6 protein-coding genes are annotated in these 22,351 nt (G+C 63.8%); all 6 read left to right on the top strand.

Going from position 1 to position 22,351, the window contains the following annotated elements:
• Positions 1-228: 228 nt before the first annotated feature.
• The 6 genes from NLY43_RS27455 (at position 229) to NLY43_RS27430 (ending at position 21,723) form a co-directional block, all read left to right on the top strand.
• Positions 229-17,556 (top strand): cadherin-like domain-containing protein, encoded by a 17,328-nt coding sequence (locus tag NLY43_RS27455; RefSeq protein ID WP_286458990.1) that lies wholly within the window; start codon positions 229-231, stop codon positions 17,554-17,556.
• Positions 17,557-17,624: 68 nt separating this feature from the next.
• Entirely contained in the window at positions 17,625-17,996 is a 372-nt protein-coding gene (locus NLY43_RS27450) for a hypothetical protein (protein WP_031199545.1), read from the top strand.
• A gap of 34 nt (positions 17,997-18,030) precedes the next feature.
• Complete coding sequence (locus NLY43_RS27445) at positions 18,031-18,780, top strand: lytic transglycosylase domain-containing protein (protein WP_023687768.1); 750 nt, start codon at positions 18,031-18,033, stop codon at positions 18,778-18,780.
• Positions 18,781-18,878: 98 nt separating this feature from the next.
• Positions 18,879-20,078 (top strand): ABC transporter substrate-binding protein, encoded by a 1,200-nt coding sequence (locus NLY43_RS27440; RefSeq protein WP_023712255.1) that lies wholly within the window; start codon positions 18,879-18,881, stop codon positions 20,076-20,078.
• Positions 20,079-20,091: 13 nt separating this feature from the next.
• The gene (locus NLY43_RS27435) at positions 20,092-20,805 is read left to right on the top strand and encodes a thermonuclease family protein (protein WP_245264002.1); all 714 of its coding nucleotides are present in this window, start codon (positions 20,092-20,094) and stop codon (positions 20,803-20,805) included.
• Positions 20,806-20,970: 165 nt separating this feature from the next.
• The gene (locus NLY43_RS27430; RefSeq protein WP_031199547.1) at positions 20,971-21,723 is read left to right on the top strand and encodes a GGDEF domain-containing protein; all 753 of its coding nucleotides are present in this window, start codon (positions 20,971-20,973) and stop codon (positions 21,721-21,723) included.
• Positions 21,724-22,351 lie beyond the last annotated feature (628 nt).

Genomic DNA, 22,351 nt, shown 5'->3' with positions numbered 1-22,351 from the left:
GTGTAAAACTTTATTCAAATTTATACTTCTGTTTACCAATCCAGCTCAGCCGGCGGATATCAAACGAAGCGCGGCGCGGCCAATGTATATCAGATTATATCTCCCGGGTTTACCACACGTAAAAAATGCCGAGACTTACATACCGGGATATATGAAATTGATTGCGGGACAGTTGCAAAGCAGAAGTCGTCACTGTCTCTATCCGGGAAATGCCGGAGGGGTTTGGCGATGACGACGAGTAACGATTTGGATACCGTCTCAAATTCTTGGGACGAGCACTCTTCACATGAACATGGCGGCTCGCCATCGCAGGCAGGCATCCAGGTAGCGCAGGCCGCTCAGGCGGCGCCTGCCGAGCCGGTACCGGTCGATGTCGGCAGTGGCGCACCCGTTCAGCCGGCAGCACCCGCGGAGGCGAAAGCGCCGGCGGCAGCCGCGCCGCATGAATACGTGGCCGACGCCAGCAACATCGTGAAACTTCCGGCGGACGTCTCCATCGACAACATCAAGGTCGACGGCCACAATCTGTTGCTGGAACAGGCCGACGGTTCAGTCATCCTCATCAAGGATGGCGCGCTCAACGTGCCGACCTTCATCATCGGTGATGTCGAAGTTCCGCGCGTGGCCTTGCTGGCCGCTCTTGAAGCGAGCCACGTCGATGTCGCCTTCGGTGCCGATGGTTCGATATCGGCCGGCCCCGGAGGCGCCCCAGGCAGTGCCGGCGGCGACTTCACCATTCCCCCAGGTGGTATCGGCGACGGCTTCGATCTTTCCGCATTGTTGCCGCCGACGGACCTGCAATTTGGACGGCTGGAGCCGCGTCAGCTGACGATCGGGGTCAGGGAAGAAGATACGACGCCGACAATCGACATTGGCTCCGGATTTGTCGTCAACGAGGCCGCGCTTTCCGACGGGACGGATCCGGCCAGCACCGCCGAACAGGTTTCAGGGACCTTCAACATCGTCTCGGGTGATGGCATCGGGACGCTTGTCATTGACGGTGTGGACGTGACCAACGGCGGCAGCGTTGCCGGGCAATACGGCACGCTCGTGGTCACCGGCAATCCGACGAACGGCTATAGCTGGGTTTATACCCTTGCCGACAACACACTTGATCATCACGACAACCCATCGACTGGAACGACCGAGGGGGTTTCCGACAGCTTTGCCGTCGTGGTTACAGACACAGATAATGATCCTGCCACCGCGACCCTCAATATCGGTGTGCTGGATGACGGCCCAACGCTTTCGGTCCAGGCAACCGCGCAAGCGGCACAGTTGCTTTCAGTCGAACTCGACGAGACGGTCGGCGGCGACCGCTACAATAGCGGCGAGACTGAAGATGCCGGCGGCAACGCCAACACCGATGACGGCGTTGGCCTGGCCCAGGTGACGACCGGCCTGGCGGGTGGCCTTTCTTCGCTGTTCGCCGTTGGCGGCGTCTACGGTGCAGACGGACCGGGCAGCACGACCGGGCAGTTGGCATTCACCGGCATTCCGGCCGGTGGCCTTGCCACGAATCTCACTGCCACCGACGGCGGCGCCGTTACGCTCTTCCTCGAAGGAGGAGTGATTGTCGGCCGCGACACGCAGAACAATCAGGTTCTGACCATTGCGATCACCGGTGCGCCGGGCGCCGAGCAGCTGCAGACCACGCTCTACGAAGCACTCAACCATGGCGCCGACGGCAACAAGTTCGATTCCGAGCTCAACCTGTCGCTTACCAATGGCGGCCAGGTTCAGCTGCAATATGAGGTGACGCGCCAGGATGGCGACGGCGACACCGTCATCGAGAAGGCGACCGTAGACCTGATCGACGACAAGGGTTCGGCATTCTCCTTCGACGATGACGGGCCAAGCCTTACGGTTGGCGCCCACGATGGAGCCGCTGGCCTGCTTTCCGTCGAACTCGACGAGACGGTTGGCGCGGATCGCTACAATGGCGCTATCGGCGAGACCGAAGATGCCGGCGGCAACGCCAACACGGATGATGCCGGTCCGGGCCTGGCGCAGGTCAACACCGCGGTAGCAGGCGGACTGACCAATCTGTTCACTGTCGGCGGCAGCTATGGTTCGGACGGTCCTGGTACCGTTACCGGGAATCTGAGCTTTACCGGCATTCCGGCCGGTGGCCTTGCCACGAATCTCACCGCCACCGACGGCGGCGCCGTCACGCTCTTCCTCGAAGGAGGAGTGATCGTCGGCCGCGACACGCATGGCGATCAGGTTCTGACCATCGCGATCACCGGGGCGCCTGGCGCCGAGCAGCTGCAGACCACGCTCTATGAGGCACTTAACCATGGCGCCGACGGCAACAAGTTCGATTCCGAACTCAATCTGTCGCTGACCAATGGCGGCCAGGTTCAGCTGCAATATGAGGTGACGCGCCAGGACGGCGACGGCGACACCGTCACCGAGAAGGCGACCGTCGACCTGATCGACGGCAAGGGCTCGGCATTCTCCTTCGACGATGACGGGCCGAAGGCCATTGGCACCGCCCAGATCACCGCGAATGTCGACGAGGATGGCCTGCACAACAGCCAGTCCACCGGAAATGCCGACAATCTTCAGCCTGGCGAAGTGACCGGAACAAACTCCGCGGTTGCCATCGGTGCTGCCGGCGCATTGAATGCAATCGTCGACTTCGGCTCTGACGGCCCGAATGCGACCTCGGCCTTCGGCCTTGTCACCCAAACCACCCCATCGGATTCGGGATTTGATTCGAAAGGCGGCAACGTCCTCATCGTCTCCGACGGCACGACCCTGACCGGCTATGTCGATGTAGGCGCCGGCGCCGGCTATCAGGCGGGCACGGATCGTCCCGTTTTCACCCTGACCGTCGGTGCGGACGGCTCCTATGTCTTCACCCTGATCGACCAGATCGATCATCCGACTCTGGATACGCTGCCGGGCGATAACACCGAAAATACGCTTGCCAATGGCGGTATCGATCTTTCGGCCTTCGTCATCGCCATGGACGGTGACGGCGACACCATCGGACTGGCGGCTGGTACGTTCAAGGTCCAGGTGCTCGACGACGTTCCGCAGATCGTCGCCCGGGATGCGGGCACGACAACCACAACCACGACCGAAACGATCGTCTATACGCTGCAGGCCGGCAACACCGATGTTCGCGGCATGGATGGCGCCGGCAACCACGACATCAAGCTCAGCGGCATCGACATCAACGAAGGCGACAATTCCGTCAACACCACCGGCACCAAGATCGGCGTCGGCGACGGCCAGATCATCGACGGATACGAAACCCATCCGCATTTGACCGGCCCCGAAATCGTGACGATGGACTTCGTCAATGATCTTGTGATCACACCCAACGGTCCGAATCCGCCAAGCGTCAGCGACAGCGGCTCGTACGATGTCGCCTCGGTCAAGTTCACGATCGATGTTGCGGAAGCCCAGGGTGTCGAAGCCGCCGTGATGTTCATCGGCGCCAAGGACGGTGGCACATTCGAACCGTTCACCGTGAACATTAACGGTGTGCTGACCGCCGGCACGGCTGTCTTCGAAGGCGGCGTGCAGGTGGGCTATGCCTTCGCCGGCGTGCCCGATGGTGCGACTGTCGAGGTCATCGGCAGCACCCCGTTCGACCAGCTCAATGTGGGCAACTACGACAGTTTCAAATTCGATTCCGACAATAACGGGACAACGGATACCACCTTGACCGGCGGCAACCCGTTCAAGATCTTCGGCATCGAAGCCAAGGTCACGACGGTCACCACGCAAACCGAAGTCTTCCGGGTCAGCCACGACGAGTCAGCCGGCGTCAACAACGCCGCCGACCCCAATTCCGCGGATGACACCGCGCTCCCCCCGCCCGCGCTGGTAACGGAGCCAGACGCGCTCGGCTACGCAAAGTCATCAGCCAGTGCGCTCGGCCTGTTCAATGCCTCGGTTGGCGCCGATGACGATGCGACATTCTCGTTTGCGGTTACCGATGCGAACGGCAACCCGCTGGCAAATGTCGATTCGGGCCTGAAGACACTCGACGGCTCGGCGATCATGCTCTCGACGAATTCGGACGGCGTTCTCGTTGGTTCTGCCAACGGCGTCGACGTGTTCAAGGTCTATGTCGACCCGACCGGAGCGGTGTGGATCGGGCAATATCAACCGATCGCCCACAATGTCGACGGGTCAAGCGCGGCAGCCTTTGACGACATCGCGACCGTCACCGCCGACCTGCACGTCAAGGCCACGATCACCGATTTCGATGGCGACACGAGCACCGCCGTATCCCATGTCTCCTTGAGCATCGAATTCCAGGATGACGGTCCGGTTGCGGTCAACGATCAGGACTCGGTCACCGAAGATGGGCCGCTGACTGCAGATGGCAATGTGATCACGGGGGTCGGCGGCGCCGACGCCAACGCAACCGACGGCCACGCGGATCACCTCGGCACTGACGGCCTGGGCTCGATCACCTGGGACGGTGCCGTTGCCAATCATGTAGCAGGAACCTACGGCGAGCTGACGGTGGGCGCCGACGGCAGCTACACATACGTGCTCTACACCCAGGCCCAGAACCCGGCCGGGTATGCCGCGGTACAGGCGCTGGATGCCGGCCAGACCGTGGCCGAGAGCTTCGACTATGCTGTGGCGGACGGCGACGGCGATACCGCTCTGGCGTCCCTGACCATCACCATCAACGGCACCAACGACGCGCCGCAGATCGTCGTCGACCAGGGCAACCCGGCCGGCGCGCACGACCTGGTCTATGAAGCCGGCCTTGCGGCGGGTTCGGCGGCCGGCAACGGCAGCACGGTTGCGACCGGCACCTTCACGGTATCGGACCCCGACGGCCTCGACGACGTCCAGAGCGTCACCATCGGCGGCACCACGGTTGCCATCGGCAGCCTCAACGGTTCGACCTTCCCGGGCGACCACGGCACGCTGCTGATCACCGGCTACAACGCGGTAACCGGCGTAGCGACCTACCAGTACACGCTGACCAGTCCGACCACGGACGTTCCCGCCGTCACCGAGACCGAGACCTTCTCGCTCACCGTGTCGGACGGCACCTCCTCGTCAGCCCCGGCGGCGATCGTCATCACCATCGTCGACGACGTGCCGACCGCACACGCCGATACCGACAGTGTTGCGTCCAACCAGTTCACCGCCGAGACCGGCAATGTGCTGAGCGCGGTTGGCACCACCTCGCCGGTCACCGGCATCGACGTCAAGGGCGCCGATGGCGCTGCCGTGGTCGGCGTTGCCGCCGGCAACACCAATCTCGATGTCGACAATGCCGCAACGCTCGGCACCCAGGTCCAGGGCAGCTACGGCAAGCTGACGCTCAACGCCGACGGCTCCTACTCCTATGTTCGCGATGCCGGCACGCAGGGCGGCGTCAGCGATGTCTTCACCTACACCATCAAGGACGGCGACGGCGACACCTCGCACACCACGCTGACCATCGCCATCGGCGATTCAACCCCGACCGACGCCATTCCGGCTGCCGGCGGCGCCACCACCACCGTCTATGAAGCCAGCCTGCCGGCACGCGCCGGCGAACCGGCCGGCTCCAACGAGCCTGCAACCACCGAGACCACTTCGGGCACCATCGGCTTCACCTCGCCCGACGGCCTGACCACCGTCTCGCTGGGTGGCCATGTGCTGACCGGCTCGGCCCAGACTTTTGCCGACGGCACCACAGGATCGCTGACGGCCAGCTATGTCTACAATGCAACCACCGGCATCGGCACCATCAGCTACGCCTATACGCTGATCGACAACACGCTGACCGATCCGTCGAGCACCAGCTTCGCGGTCGTCGTCACCGACGCCGACGGCGACAGCGCTCCAGCCGGCAATCTCGTCATCACCATCGTCGACGACGTGCCGACCGCACACGCCGATACCGACAGTGTTGCGTCCAACCAGTTCACCGCCGAGACCGGCAATGTGCTGAGCGCGGTTGGCACCACCTCGCCGGTCACCGGCATCGACGTCAAGGGCGCCGATGGCGCTGCCGTGGTCGGCGTTGCCGCCGGCAACACCAATCTCGATGTCGACAATGCCGCAACGCTCGGCACCCAGGTCCAGGGCAGCTACGGCAAGCTGACGCTCAACGCCGACGGCTCCTACTCCTATGTTCGCGATGCCGGCACGCAGGGCGGCGTCAGCGATGTCTTCACCTACACCATCAAGGACGGCGACGGCGACACCTCGCACACCACGCTGACCATCGCCATCGGCGATTCAACCCCGACCGACGCCATTCCGGCTGCCGGCGGCGCCACCACCACCGTCTATGAAGCCAGCCTGCCGGCACGCGCCGGCGAACCGGCCGGCTCCAACGAGCCTGCAACCACCGAGACCACTTCGGGCACCATCGGCTTCACCTCGCCCGACGGCCTGACCACCGTCTCGCTGGGTGGCCATGTGCTGACCGGCTCGGCCCAGACTTTTGCCGACGGCACCACAGGATCGCTGACGGCCAGCTATGTCTACAATGCAACCACCGGCATCGGCACCATCAGCTACGCCTATACGCTGATCGACAACACGCTGACCGATCCGTCGAGCACCAGCTTCGCGGTCGTCGTCACCGACGCCGACGGCGACAGCGCTCCAGCCGGCAATCTCGTCATCACCATCGTCGACGACGTGCCGACCGCACACGCCGATACCGACAGTGTTGCGTCCAACCAGTTCACCGCCGAGACCGGCAATGTGCTGAGCGCGGTTGGCACCACCTCGCCGGTCACCGGCATCGACGTCAAGGGCGCCGATGGCGCTGCCGTGGTCGGCGTTGCCGCCGGCAACACCAATCTCGATGTCGACAATGCCGCAACGCTCGGCACCCAGGTCCAGGGCAGCTACGGCAAGCTGACGCTCAACGCCGACGGCTCCTACTCCTATGTTCGCGATGCCGGCACGCAGGGCGGCGTCAGCGATGTCTTCACCTACACCATCAAGGACGGCGACGGCGACACCTCGCACACCACGCTGACCATCGCCATCGGCGATTCAACCCCGACCGACGCCATTCCGGCTGCCGGCGGCGCCACCACCACCGTCTATGAAGCCAGCCTGCCGGCACGCGCCGGCGAACCGGCCGGCTCCAACGAGCCTGCAACCACCGAGACCACTTCGGGCACCATCGGCTTCACCTCGCCCGACGGCCTGACCACCGTCTCGCTGGGTGGCCATGTGCTGACCGGCTCAGCCCAGACTTTTGCCGACGGCACCACAGGATCGCTGACGGCCAGCTATGTCTACAATGCAACCACCGGCATCGGCACCATCAGCTACGCCTATACGCTGATCGACAACACGCTGACCGATCCGTCGAGCACCAGCTTCGCGGTCGTCGTCACCGACGCCGACGGCGACAGCGCTCCAGCCGGCAATCTCGTCATCACCATCGTCGACGACGTGCCGACCGCACACGCCGATACCGACAGTGTTGCGTCCAACCAGTTCACCGCCGAGACCGGCAATGTGCTGAGCGCGGTTGGCACCACCTCGCCGGTCACCGGCATCGACGTCAAGGGCGCCGATGGCGCTGCCGTGGTCGGCGTTGCCGCCGGCAACACCAATCTCGATGTCGACAATGCCGCAACGCTCGGCACCCAGGTCCAGGGCAGCTACGGCAAGCTGACGCTCAACGCCGACGGCTCCTACTCCTATGTTCGCGATGCCGGCACGCAGGGCGGCGTCAGCGATGTCTTCACCTACACCATCAAGGACGGCGACGGCGACACCTCGCACACCACGCTGACCATCGCCATCGGCGATTCAACCCCGACCGACGCCATTCCGGCTGCCGGCGGCGCCACCACCACCGTCTATGAAGCCAGCCTGCCGGCACGCGCCGGCGAACCGGCCGGCTCCAACGAGCCTGCAACCACCGAGACCACTTCGGGCACCATCGGCTTCACCTCGCCCGACGGCCTGACCACCGTCTCGCTGGGTGGCCATGTGCTGACCGGCTCGGCCCAGACTTTTGCCGACGGCACCACAGGATCGCTGACGGCCAGCTATGTCTACAATGCAACCACCGGCATCGGCACCATCAGCTACGCCTATACGCTGATCGACAACACGCTGACCGATCCGTCGAGCACCAGCTTCGCGGTCGTCGTCACCGACGCCGACGGCGACAGCGCTCCAGCCGGCAATCTCGTCATCACCATCGTCGACGACGTGCCGACCGCACACGCCGATACCGACAGTGTTGCGTCCAACCAGTTCACCGCCGAGACCGGCAATGTGCTGAGCGCGGTTGGCACCACCTCGCCGGTCACCGGCATCGACGTCAAGGGCGCCGATGGCGCTGCCGTGGTCGGCGTTGCCGCCGGCAACACCAATCTCGATGTCGACAATGCCGCAACGCTCGGCACCCAGGTCCAGGGCAGCTACGGCAAGCTGACGCTCAACGCCGACGGCTCCTACTCCTATGTTCGCGATGCCGGCACGCAGGGCGGCGTCAGCGATGTCTTCACCTACACCATCAAGGACGGCGACGGCGACACCTCGCACACCACGCTGACCATCGCCATCGGCGATTCAACCCCGACCGACGCCATTCCGGCTGCCGGCGGCGCCACCACCACCGTCTATGAAGCCAGCCTGCCGGCACGCGCCGGCGAACCGGCCGGCTCCAACGAGCCTGCAACCACCGAGACCACTTCGGGCACCATCGGCTTCACCTCGCCCGACGGCCTGACCACCGTCTCGCTGGGTGGCCATGTGCTGACCGGCTCGGCCCAGACTTTTGCCGACGGCACCACAGGATCGCTGACGGCCAGCTATGTCTACAATGCAACCACCGGCATCGGCACCATCAGCTACGCCTATACGCTGATCGACAACACGCTGACCGATCCGTCGAGCACCAGCTTCGCGGTCGTCGTCACCGACGCCGACGGCGACAGCGCTCCAGCCGGCAATCTCGTCATCACCATCGTCGACGACGTGCCGACCGCACACGCCGATACCGACAGTGTTGCGTCCAACCAGTTCACCGCCGAGACCGGCAATGTGCTGAGCGCGGTTGGCACCACCTCGCCGGTCACCGGCATCGACGTCAAGGGCGCCGATGGCGCTGCCGTGGTCGGCGTTGCCGCCGGCAACACCAATCTCGATGTCGACAATGCCGCAACGCTCGGCACCCAGGTCCAGGGCAGCTACGGCAAGCTGACGCTCAACGCCGACGGCTCCTACTCCTATGTTCGCGATGCCGGCACGCAGGGCGGCGTCAGCGATGTCTTCACCTACACCATCAAGGACGGCGACGGCGACACCTCGCACACCACGCTGACCATCGCCATCGGCGATTCAACCCCGACCGACGCCATTCCGGCTGCCGGCGGCGCCACCACCACCGTCTATGAAGCCAGCCTGCCGGCACGCGCCGGCGAACCGGCCGGCTCCAACGAGCCTGCAACCACCGAGACCACTTCGGGCACCATCGGCTTCACCTCGCCCGACGGCCTGACCACCGTCTCGCTGGGTGGCCATGTGCTGACCGGCTCGGCCCAGACTTTTGCCGACGGCACCACAGGATCGCTGACGGCCAGCTATGTCTACAATGCAACCACCGGCATCGGCACCATCAGCTACGCCTATACGCTGATCGACAACACGCTGACCGATCCGTCGAGCACCAGCTTCGCGGTCGTCGTCACCGACGCCGACGGCGACAGCGCTCCAGCCGGCAATCTCGTCATCACCATCGTCGACGACGTGCCGACCGCACACGCCGATACCGACAGTGTTGCGTCCAACCAGTTCACCGCCGAGACCGGCAATGTGCTGAGCGCGGTTGGCACCACCTCGCCGGTCACCGGCATCGACGTCAAGGGCGCCGATGGCGCTGCCGTGGTCGGCGTTGCCGCCGGCAACACCAATCTCGATGTCGACAATGCCGCAACGCTCGGCACCCAGGTCCAGGGCAGCTACGGCAAGCTGACGCTCAACGCCGACGGCTCCTACTCCTATGTTCGCGATGCCGGCACGCAGGGCGGCGTCAGCGATGTCTTCACCTACACCATCAAGGACGGCGACGGCGACACCTCGCACACCACGCTGACCATCGCCATCGGCGATTCAACCCCGACCGACGCCATTCCGGCTGCCGGCGGCGCCACCACCACCGTCTATGAAGCCAGCCTGCCGGCACGCGCCGGCGAACCGGCCGGCTCCAACGAGCCTGCAACCACCGAGACCACTTCGGGCACCATCGGCTTCACCTCGCCCGACGGCCTGACCACCGTCTCGCTGGGTGGCCATGTGCTGACCGGCTCAGCCCAGACTTTTGCCGACGGCACCACAGGATCGCTGACGGCCAGCTATGTCTACAATGCAACCACCGGCATCGGCACCATCAGCTACGCCTATACGCTGATCGACAACACGCTGACCGATCCGTCGAGCACCAGCTTCGCGGTCGTCGTCACCGACGCCGACGGCGACAGCGCTCCAGCCGGCAATCTCGTCATCACCATCGTCGACGACGTGCCGACCGCACACGCCGATACCGACAGTGTTGCGTCCAACCAGTTCACCGCCGAGACCGGCAATGTGCTGAGCGCGGTTGGCACCACCTCGCCGGTCACCGGCATCGACGTCAAGGGCGCCGATGGCGCTGCCGTGGTCGGCGTTGCCGCCGGCAACACCAATCTCGATGTCGACAATGCCGCAACGCTCGGCACCCAGGTCCAGGGCAGCTACGGCAAGCTGACGCTCAACGCCGACGGCTCCTACTCCTATGTTCGCGATGCCGGCACGCAGGGCGGCGTCAGCGATGTCTTCACCTACACCATCAAGGACGGCGACGGCGACACCTCGCACACCACGCTGACCATCGCCATCGGCGATTCAACCCCGACCGACGCCATTCCGGCTGCCGGCGGCGCCACCACCACCGTCTATGAAGCCAGCCTGCCGGCACGCGCCGGCGAACCGGCCGGCTCCAACGAGCCTGCAACCACCGAGACCACTTCGGGCACCATCGGCTTCACCTCGCCCGACGGCCTGACCACCGTCTCGCTGGGTGGCCATGTGCTGACCGGCTCGGCCCAGACTTTTGCCGACGGCACCACAGGATCGCTGACGGCCAGCTATGTCTACAATGCAACCACCGGCATCGGCACCATCAGCTACGCCTATACGCTGATCGACAACACGCTGACCGATCCGTCGAGCACCAGCTTCGCGGTCGTCGTCACCGACGCCGACGGCGACAGCGCTCCAGCCGGCAATCTCGTCATCACCATCGTCGACGACGTGCCGACCGCACACGCCGATACCGACAGTGTTGCGTCCAACCAGTTCACCGCCGAGACCGGCAATGTGCTGAGCGCGGTTGGCACCACCTCGCCGGTCACCGGCATCGACGTCAAGGGCGCCGATGGCGCTGCCGTGGTCGGCGTTGCCGCCGGCAACACCAATCTCGATGTCGACAATGCCGCAACGCTCGGCACCCAGGTCCAGGGCAGCTACGGCAAGCTGACGCTCAACGCCGACGGCTCCTACTCCTATGTTCGCGATGCCGGCACGCAGGGCGGCGTCAGCGATGTCTTCACCTACACCATCAAGGACGGCGACGGCGACACCTCGCACACCACGCTGACCATCGCCATCGGCGATTCAACCCCGACCGACGCCATTCCGGCTGCCGGCGGCGCCACCACCACCGTCTATGAAGCCAGCCTGCCGGCACGCGCCGGCGAACCGGCCGGCTCCAACGAGCCTGCAACCACCGAGACCACTTCGGGCACCATCGGCTTCACCTCGCCCGACGGCCTGACCACCGTCTCGCTGGGTGGCCATGTGCTGACCGGCTCGGCCCAGACTTTTGCCGACGGCACCACAGGATCGCTGACGGCCAGCTATGTCTACAATGCAACCACCGGCATCGGCACCATCAGCTACGCCTATACGCTGATCGACAACACGCTGACCGATCCGTCGAGCACCAGCTTCGCGGTCGTCGTCACCGACGCCGACGGCGACAGCGCTCCAGCCGGCAATCTCGTCATCACCATCGTCGACGACGTGCCGACCGCACACGCCGATACCGACAGTGTTGCGTCCAACCAGTTCACCGCCGAGACCGGCAATGTGCTGAGCGCGGTTGGCACCACCTCGCCGGTCACCGGCATCGACGTCAAGGGCGCCGATGGCGCTGCCGTGGTCGGCGTTGCCGCCGGCAACACCAATCTCGATGTCGACAATGCCGCAACGCTCGGCACCCAGGTCCAGGGCAGCTACGGCAAGCTGACGCTCAACGCCGACGGCTCCTACTCCTATGTTCGCGATGCCGGCACGCAGGGCGGCGTCAGCGATGTCTTCACCTACACCATCAAGGACGGCGACGGCGACACCTCGCACACCACGCTGACCATCGCCATCGGCGATTCAACCCCGACCGACGCCATTCCGGCTGCCGGCGGCGCCACCACCACCGTCTATGAAGCCAGCCTGCCGGCACGCGCCGGCGAACCGGCCGGCTCCAACGAGCCTGCAACCACCGAGACCACTTCGGGCACCATCGGCTTCACCTCGCCCGACGGCCTGACCACCGTCTCGCTGGGTGGCCATGTGCTGACCGGCTCGGCCCAGACTTTTGCCGACGGCACCACAGGATCGCTGACGGCCAGCTATGTCTACAATGCAACCACCGGCATCGGCACCATCAGCTACGCCTATACGCTGATCGACAACACGCTGACCGATCCGTCGAGCACCAGCTTCGCGGTCGTCGTCACCGACGCCGACGGCGACAGCGCTCCAGCCGGCAATCTCGTCATCACCATCGTCGACGACGTGCCGACCGCACACGCCGATACCGACAGTGTTGCGTCCAACCAGTTCACCGCCGAGACCGGCAATGTGCTGAGCGCGGTTGGCACCACCTCGCCGGTCACCGGCATCGACGTCAAGGGCGCCGATGGCGCTGCCGTGGTCGGCGTTGCCGCCGGCAACACCAATCTCGATGTCGACAATGCCGCAACGCTCGGCACCCAGGTCCAGGGCAGCTACGGCAAGCTGACGCTCAACGCCGACGGCTCCTACTCCTATGTTCGCGATGCCGGCACGCAGGGCGGCGTCAGCGATGTCTTCACCTACACCATCAAGGACGGCGACGGCGACACCTCGCACACCACGCTGACCATCGCCATCGGCGATTCAACCCCGACCGACGCCATTCCGGCTGCCGGCGGCGCCACCACCACCGTCTATGAAGCCAGCCTGCCGGCACGCGCCGGCGAACCGGCCGGCTCCAACGAGCCTGCAACCACCGAGACCACTTCGGGCACCATCGGCTTCACCTCGCCCGACGGCCTGACCACCGTCTCGCTGGGTGGCCATGTGCTGACCGGCTCAGCCCAGACTTTTGCCGACGGCACCACAGGATCGCTGACGGCCAGCTATGTCTACAATGCAACCACCGGCATCGGCACCATCAGCTACGCCTATACGCTGATCGACAACACGCTGACCGATCCGTCGAGCACCAGCTTCGCGGTCGTCGTCACCGACGCCGACGGCGACAGCGCTCCAGCCGGCAATCTCGTCATCACCATCGTCGACGACGTGCCGACCGCACACGCCGATACCGACAGTGTTGCGTCCAACCAGTTCACCGCCGAGACCGGCAATGTGCTGAGCGCGGTTGGCACCACCTCGCCGGTCACCGGCATCGACGTCAAGGGCGCCGATGGCGCTGCCGTGGTCGGCGTTGCCGCCGGCAACACCAATCTCGATGTCGACAATGCCGCAACGCTCGGCACCCAGGTCCAGGGCAGCTACGGCAAGCTGACGCTCAACGCCGACGGCTCCTACTCCTATGTTCGCGATGCCGGCACGCAGGGCGGCGTCAGCGATGTCTTCACCTACACCATCAAGGACGGCGACGGCGACACCTCGCACACCACGCTGACCATCGCCATCGGCGATTCAACCCCGACCGACGCCATTCCGGCTGCCGGCGGCGCCACCACCACCGTCTATGAAGCCAGCCTGCCGGCACGCGCCGGCGAACCGGCCGGCTCCAACGAGCCTGCAACCACCGAGACCACTTCGGGCACCATCGGCTTCACCTCGCCCGACGGCCTGACCACCGTCTCGCTGGGTGGCCATGTGCTGACCGGCTCGGCCCAGACTTTTGCCGACGGCACCACAGGATCGCTGACGGCCAGCTATGTCTACAATGCAACCACCGGCATCGGCACCATCAGCTACGCCTATACGCTGATCGACAACACGCTGACCGATCCGTCGAGCACCAGCTTCGCGGTCGTCGTCACCGACGCCGACGGCGACAGCGCTCCAGCCGGCAATCTCGTCATCACCATCGTCGACGACGTGCCGACCGCACACGCCGATACCGACAGTGTTGCGTCCAACCAGTTCACCGCCGAGACCGGCAATGTGCTGAGCGCGGTTGGCACCACCTCGCCGGTCACCGGCATCGACGTCAAGGGCGCCGATGGCGCTGCCGTGGTCGGCGTTGCCGCCGGCAACACCAATCTCGATGTCGACAATGCCGCAACGCTCGGCACCCAGGTCCAGGGCAGCTACGGCAAGCTGACGCTCAACGCCGACGGCTCCTACTCCTATGTTCGCGATGCCGGCACGCAGGGCGGCGTCAGCGATGTCTTCACCTACACCATCAAGGACGGCGACGGCGACACCTCGCACACCACGCTGACCATCGCCATCGGCGATTCAACCCCGACCGACGCCATTCCGGCTGCCGGCGGCGCCACCACCACCGTCTATGAAGCCAGCCTGCCGGCACGCGCCGGCGAACCGGCCGGCTCCAACGAGCCTGCAACCACCGAGACCACTTCGGGCACCATCGGCTTCACCTCGCCCGACGGCCTGACCACCGTCTCGCTGGGTGGCCATGTGCTGACCGGCTCGGCCCAGACTTTTGCCGACGGCACCACAGGATCGCTGACGGCCAGCTATGTCTACAATGCAACCACCGGCATCGGCACCATCAGCTACGCCTATACGCTGATCGACAACACGCTGACCGATCCGTCGAGCACCAGCTTCGCGGTCGTCGTCACCGACGCCGACGGCGACAGCGCTCCAGCCGGCAATCTCGTCATCACCATCGTCGACGACGTGCCGACCGCGACGAATGACACCTGGGGGCCAACGATCACCGGTGCGACGGTCCTCACCGGCCTCCTGACCAACGACAAATTCGGCGCCGACGGCGTCGACACCGACAACAATCCGGTCAGCGGCCAGGTGACCGCCACCAACGGTGCTCACGGCACCGTCACCTACAACAACGATGGAACGTTCACCTACACACCGACGGGCATCTATGTCGGGTCGGACTCTTTCACCTACACGATCAAGGACGGTGACGGCGACACTTCGACGGCCACGGTGACCCTGAATGTGCAGACCAACACCGTTCCATCGGGTGGCGGGACAGCGTCGTTGACATTGAACGAAGCCGCGCTCGACACCACGCTCGATGCTTCGGCGCCTGCGGATCTCCAAGCCGGGGCCGTGACCGGCACCAACCCAGGCAGCCGCGGCGAGACGGCGCAAGCAATCAGCGGCATCACCTTCACCACGACCGGCGAAGCCATTAATGTTGCATTCGCCAACCCGACCGGCGATCCAAACTGGGTGGCGCCGACTGTTTCTGGCCTAGCCTCTGGATACACAATCAGCTGGGCGCTCGTCGGCAACCAACTCGTCGGCAGTCTGATACAAACGGCCGGCAGCGTGAACCTCGGCGCATTCGTCTATCTGGCGCTGTCAAACACAAGCGCCGGCGCCAACAGTTCGTTGACACCCGTCGTTACCGCGACACTGACCGACCAGCTCCAGCATCTTGCCGGCTCGGGCAACGTCACCATCAACGGGCTTCAGGTGGTGGCAACCGACACCAGCGGTGATCATGTTTCCGGATCGGTCAATCTGACGGTCCTGGACGACGTTCCGCTGCCATTCAAGCCGGATGGCATCTTCGTGGAAAACACCACGCATACGGTGCTGACGGAGAGCATCAATTTTGCCGCGAGCGCCGGTGCTGACGGCGTTGGCAATGTCGTGTTCAACGTGACCGAAGGCGCGGCCGTCACATCAGGCAGCACAAACATATTCCTGAATGGCGAGCAGGTCTTCTTCCACGTCGTCGATACGCATACTGTGGAGGGACGGACCTCGGCCGCGAACGGCAGCGACCTCGCTTTCACGGCGACCCTGAACCCGGCGACAGATACTTGGACATACACCCAGGCCGCGACGATGTTTGCCGGCAACCAGTTCAATACGGCGAACTTCTCGCCAAGCGGCGGCAACAACCAAGCGATTGTCCTGGACTCCATCGGCTCAACCAGCGACCTGCTTGCAACCGCCAACAGCCCCAATTTCGTGAACACCAGCACGGGCAGTTGGGGCGTCGATGGCGGAAACAGCATCAGCCCTGGTGAGAAGATCCGCTTCGATTTCGTCAGCAATGCAACCACCGACGGCACCATCGCCGGAACCCCCGCGGGCATCGGGGCGGGAACCCACTATACGGATCACTACGAGGTGGCTAGCTATACACAGGGGATTGGCAATGTCTCGGGACCGGGCCTGGTTTCGATAACGATCCGCCCGGTCAACGCCGACTATGATAACACCTACATAGGTGATGTTACCGGCGAAAGCACGGCCCTCGGCGCCTTGGTCACTGTCGTCAACGGCTCCGGCGGAGCTACTCCGACCGCAACGAACAATGGGGACGGAACGTGGACGATCACCGGTCTCGCGCAAGGCGACACCTTTACCGTGGTTGCAAATTCGGACCCGTTCAGCGCAATCGAAATTTCGGCCAATGTTGGCTCGAATGACTTCAAGCTAGGCCCGGTCACCTACACGACCGCCAACGCCGTCACACCGTTCGACATCTCGATCCCGGTCACGGCGACCGACGGTGACGGCGACCCAATTGCCGGGTCAGTGACGGCACACCTTTCGCCCGATCTCAGCACCTGGCAAGGAACTTCGGGCGTGGACACTCACACCACGACCGCGACAGAAACCACGCTGCTCGGCGAGGACGGCAACGACACCCTCAATGGACTCAATCTCCAGGCTGATATCCTCTCCGGCGGACGCGGCGATGATACCTTGTCGGGCAACTCCGGTAACGACACGCTTTACGGCGGCTCGGGAGCGGACATACTGTTCGGCGGCGACGGCAACGACCTGCTGATCGGCGGTTCCGGTCAGGACACGCTCACCGGTGGTATAGGCGTCGATACGTTCAAGCTCGAGCACCTCGACATCAAAGATCTTATCGCTGACTACAGCGGTGTCGGCGGCCATGGCGACATCATCGACCTTACCTCCTTGTTCGATACAGCCGCCGGAGGGGCCAATGTCGGCGACTTCGTGAACTACAATGCGGGAACGAACACTGTCAGCGTCGACGCCGACGGTTTGGCCAACGGCGCCAATTTCGTGGACGTGGCCACCTTGACGAATGCACCCGTCGCCAACACGATCACCCTGCTCTACGATGACGGAGTGACGCAGCATACGACAACGGCAAACGTGGTCTAGGAGCATGGTGCGGGGCCACGCGACTATGCTATGTATTAGAGATTAGGAATACAGAGGGGGATCTCATCATGAAACGTTCCGTAAGACTGTTGGTTTCCGCTGCGGCGCTGTTGCTGGCAGTCGGGTCGACGGGCTATGCCGCCGACATCATCGACGGGCCGGTGGCCGACTATTGCCGGACCGTCGGCACATCGAACCTGGTGTTGAACGACAACATCGTCGATCTCAAGGTCCAGGTGGTCAAGCTGAAGGACGAGTCGGTGGCCGTCGCCAACAGCTCGGAATGGATCAATTCGTCCCGCCCCGCCTTCGTCTGGGCGTCGGAAGCCAAGGTCGCCTGCGGCATGGCCTATGGCTACCTCAAGACGAACTACAAGGACGAGGACACGCTCAACAAGTGCGAGTGCTTCCACGACCGCATGGTCGAGTACATGAACTGACCGAAAGGGATCAAGTCGCGCCGACAGGCTGACGATGATCGCCCGTGGAAGATTGTCGAGAGCGATTGCCGGAGCGATCGCACTGGCCGTTTTTGCCCCTGAAGCCCGTGCCAACTGGCTGGAACGACCTGCCCTCGAGCAGCAAGCTCCGTCCGGCTTGACGCGGCCGGTTCGCTGCGATGTCGCTCCGGAATGGACGCGCGAGACATTCAAGGCGTTCGCGACGTGCCAGGCATCGCTCTACGGCCTGGAGCCGGTGCTGGCGCACGCGGTGATGGAGATCGAAAGCGGATTCGATCCCGATGTGCACGGCGCCGATGGTGAAGTCGGGTTGATGCAAGTGATGCCGGCGACGGCGCGAATGCTTGGCTTTCGCGGTTCGCTCGACGAACTCGCGGTCCCTGCGACCAACATCGCGCTCGGCGTCAGATATCTGGCGCAGGCAAACAGCCTTGCCGAAGGCGATCTTTGCACGACGGTCATGAAATATCGCGCCGGGCACGGTGAAACCCGGTTCTCCGAACTTTCGGTCCGCTACTGCCGGCGTGCGCGTGCAATCCTGGCGAGAGAAGGTTTTGCGGTGGCCGGGCCATTGCCGGTGGCGACGTTCGGATTCTCCGCATTCCCGACAGCAGGAGACGATGGTGCCCCTGCCCCGGCGAGGCGGATTTGTGTGCGCCGGCTGTTCGTGCCGGGCCCGCGATACATGAAATGCACGGACTATCGAAGCGCCGGGCAAGCCAGAATGATCAAGGCGCTCCGGGCAAGACTTTTCGACGGCTGAGCCATAATCCAGCAATTGCAAAGACGGCGAGGCAAGTCTGCCGTAAGATGAACGGATGAGACCGGGACAAATACCCGGCGGGATATGAGGGAGGCATCATGGATTCTGGCCGGCAGCGACACGGTTCGTGGACGTGGGCGATCGTCTTTGCGTTCGCGGGCATAGTGTCGGGCTGCCAGTCGAAAGGCAGCGTCTCGGACGCGCTCGATCCGGCGGCGATCGCCGCACCTGGAGCGCCGGTCACCGGCGCCGTTGCCGGTCCCGCCCAGGCGACGCAATCGCTCGGCACGGGATCGACGAAGGTCACGATGCTGCTGCCTTTGTCGGCCCCGGGCAACGCCGGCGAAAACGGCAGGAAGATGCTCGATGCGACCAAGCTGGCGATGGCCGACCTTGGAAATGTCCTGCTCACGGTCACGGTCGAGGACACCATGGGCGACAGCGCGCACGCCAGCGAATTGGCGGTGAAGGCTATCACCACCGGAGCCACGATCGTCATCGGCCCGGTGGAACTTGCCGCGGCTCAGCACATTGCCAAGCTGTCGGGATCGAAGCGGCCGCCGGTGCTGGCGCTGGCCGACAATTTCGCCGGCGGCCCGGGCGTCTATGCGGTGCGCCTCAACGAGGCCGACAGCGCGGCCGCGGGCGCAGCCGGCCTGGCGGCCAAAGGCAGCAAGAAGTTCGTGTTGCTCGTTGCGGCAGGAGCGAATGCCGGCGCGGTTGAAAAGCGGGTCGCCAACAGCCTCAGCATCTATGGCGCGACGCTCGCCGTCACCATTCCGTATCCGGCCGGCGATGGCGGCACCAAAGTGGTCAATGATATGGGCTCGCTGGTCGAGGCTCCCGATGCCATCATCATCGCCAGCGGCGACGACAATCCGGCGCAGATCCTTGCGGCGCTCAAAACGAAAGGCATTCCTGGAAAAGCAATTGCCGTCGTTGGAACCAACCGCTGGCTGGAACATCCGATGGAGCCGCTGTTTGAAGGCTCCTACATCGCCACGCTCGACCCAACCGAAACCGGCCCGATCGCCGACCGCTTCAAGACGACCTACAATTATCCAGCCGACGCCAATGTCGCCTACGCCTATGATATGGTCGCCCTGACAGCAGGAATTGCAAGTTCGGCCGGGCCTGACGGCTTCAGCAAGCAGGTGCTCGAGAATCGGAGCGGATTTCGCGGATCGACCGGCCTGTTCCGGTTTCGGGCGGATGGCTCCAGTGAGCGATCCATGCCCTTCTATCAGGTTCAAAAGGGTGCACTCAAGCTGGTCGCCAAATCGACATCGGGGTATTGAGGGGCAAGGAACCTTGCTTGAGTTGATGGGCTGGCTGAGGCACAATCGCTTGATAGCGCTCGGAAGCCTGCTCCTCCTGGCCGGGGTCTTGTTGATCATGCGGGCCGCCGATCTGCTTCCCATCGATCGGCCGATACCAGCGTCGCGTCAATCCATCGACGATAGCCAGCCACTGCGACCAATTGCGACCGTCGCCAATACGCCATGGCGAGGACGGGCACGCAAGATTGCTCAGGACCTTATCGCGCCGCCACAGCTTGATCCGGCGCAAATCGAACGGGTCGAGCCGCGCCCGCCGCTCAGCGACCTTGGTCTGGCTTCGCCTGCAGGGATGCGAATGCCAAAGGATTGGAAAGAGGTCCTGCTGTACCAACCGGTTGCCACCTCGTCGGCAACCTTCGAATCGATGGGGCGCAAGGTAGCCATCAGCGGGATCCAAGGCATTGACCTGGATGAGACCTGTTCCTTTCGTGGCATCGCCTGGCCTTGCGGCCAGCGTGCGCGCGCGACGTTCAATTCCTGGCTGCGCGGCCGGGCGCTGAAATGCGTCGTGCCGCCGGAAATCGATCGTTTTGCCATTGCGGCACCGTGCAGCTTGGGCAAGCAGGATGTCGGCGCCTGGCTTGTATCCAATGGCTGGGCGACGGCCCTGGCGAGTGGCATCTACGGCAAGGCGGAGGCAGTGGCCAGAGACGCGCAGATGGGGATATTCGGTCCGCCGCAATAGCCGATAATTCGGTGTCGTTGCTTTTGCCGCCGTAGCCTTGCTTTTGAAGGGCTGATTTCGGGCCGATGGTAGGTGATTGCGCCATTACTAAAATTGTATGTTTCCTCGAAACTGAAAGTGCAGCACCTTGGCCTTATGACAGCCGATCAGGCGGGAGATTGGCTAATGATGACACCAATGGCGAATAGCTCGCCCCGGCAATGGAAAGATATCGCATGGCTGACTGCCCTGGGATCGGCGGGAATTCTGCTCCTCTCGGTTGGCCTAGATTATCTGCTTCTGTTCTCGGAAGCCTTGACGCCCTTCGGCCGCAGCATGGTCACTGCGATCCTGTTGCCGGTCATCGTCGGTGGCCCACTTTTCCTGTTCATTGGACTGCAGCGGACCGAGCTCGTCCGTTATCGAAGAGAACTCAACAAGTCGGCGACCTTTGACAGCCTGACAGGCTGCCTCAACCGGACAGTCTTCACGTCGATGGTTGAAAGGAGAGCAACCAGGCCGGAATCGTCTGGTCCAAGATCTGGCGCCTTCCTGGTCATTCATCCCGAACACATCAGGTCCATCAATCTGCGCTTCGGCCTTGGCTGGGGTGACGAAGCCTTGCGGCTCATAGCCTCGACCATCCAATCATCGGTACGCAAGGAAGATCTGGTGGGCCGGATCGGAACCTCCATGTTCGGGGTCTTTCTGCCCGGTGCGACAGAAGACGACGCCAGGGAGATCGGCGAGCGTATCCGGGCGCGCGTGGCCCAAGCCTATTTCGCGCCAAAAGGAACCGCGGACACGCTGACCATCAGCGTCGGCGGCGTGGTGTTTGAAAACGAGTTGGAATTCGAGGACATGTTCCGATCGGCGGAATCGCTGTTATCCGGCGTGGAGCACCAGCCTGGACTTCAACTGTCGCACCTCCACAACTAGCTGAGACGATTCGTTGCCGGAGGAACACCGCCGCAAATATGTCTTGCCGCACGGCTGCGACAGCGATCATCTTGCCCTTGTTGCCAAACCGGACGATTGACCCATGGGGCGGTTTCAACCCGTGGGAGGTCTGGCTCCTGACGGTGCTGATGGCATCGGCCGCGCATCGCTGGCAGTATTGCCGGACCGATCAAGTTCTGGTTGCCGCTGGTTGCAGCAACCTTGATCGCCTTGATGGCCGGCTATCGGACCATGCTGCTGCCGCCGAACTCCTGACAGGTCGAGACACCCGCCGCGCGAGTAGCATCAGGTTCGGCGCTCAGGGCACGAGCGACAAAGCTTGAGGGCGCACAGATAGCAGCTGGATCCCCACGGCTCTCTCTTCATCCGTGGGGATCACAAGCACGTCGACGTCGGAACCAGCAAGGCTGATGACCTCGTCGCCTCGTCCATTCAGCTTGTGGTCGATATTAACCGCAAGCCAGCCGGCCACAGCCCCGGCCCTCTCTCACAGTTCGAAGGCGCTTTCGATTTCGCCGTTGATTTGGTCGGCAGGGATGCCAGGCTTCTCGGCCGCTGTCGTCAATTGGCTGCTAAGTCGCTGGCGGCGATCGGATCGCCCCGCGTC

The sequence above is a fragment of the Mesorhizobium sp. C416B genome, from assembly GCF_030323165.1.
Taxonomy (GTDB): domain Bacteria; phylum Pseudomonadota; class Alphaproteobacteria; order Rhizobiales; family Rhizobiaceae; genus Mesorhizobium.
The sequence above is the reverse complement of the archived record's forward strand: the minus strand, read 5'-3'. Positions and strand labels throughout refer to the sequence as shown.

Bases quoted from the DNA above. Each gene is read 5' to 3' on its own strand.
- NLY43_RS27455 (WP_286458990.1), top strand. From the start codon at position 229: ATGACGACGAGTAACGATTTGGATACCGTCTCAAATTCTTGGGACGAG.
- NLY43_RS27450 (WP_031199545.1), top strand. From the start codon at position 17,625: ATGAAACGTTCCGTAAGACTGTTGGTTTCCGCTGCGGCGCTGTTGCTG.
- NLY43_RS27445 (WP_023687768.1), top strand. From the start codon at position 18,031: ATGATCGCCCGTGGAAGATTGTCGAGAGCGATTGCCGGAGCGATCGCA.
- NLY43_RS27440 (WP_023712255.1), top strand. From the start codon at position 18,879: ATGGATTCTGGCCGGCAGCGACACGGTTCGTGGACGTGGGCGATCGTC.
- NLY43_RS27430 (WP_031199547.1), top strand. From the start codon at position 20,971: ATGATGACACCAATGGCGAATAGCTCGCCCCGGCAATGGAAAGATATC.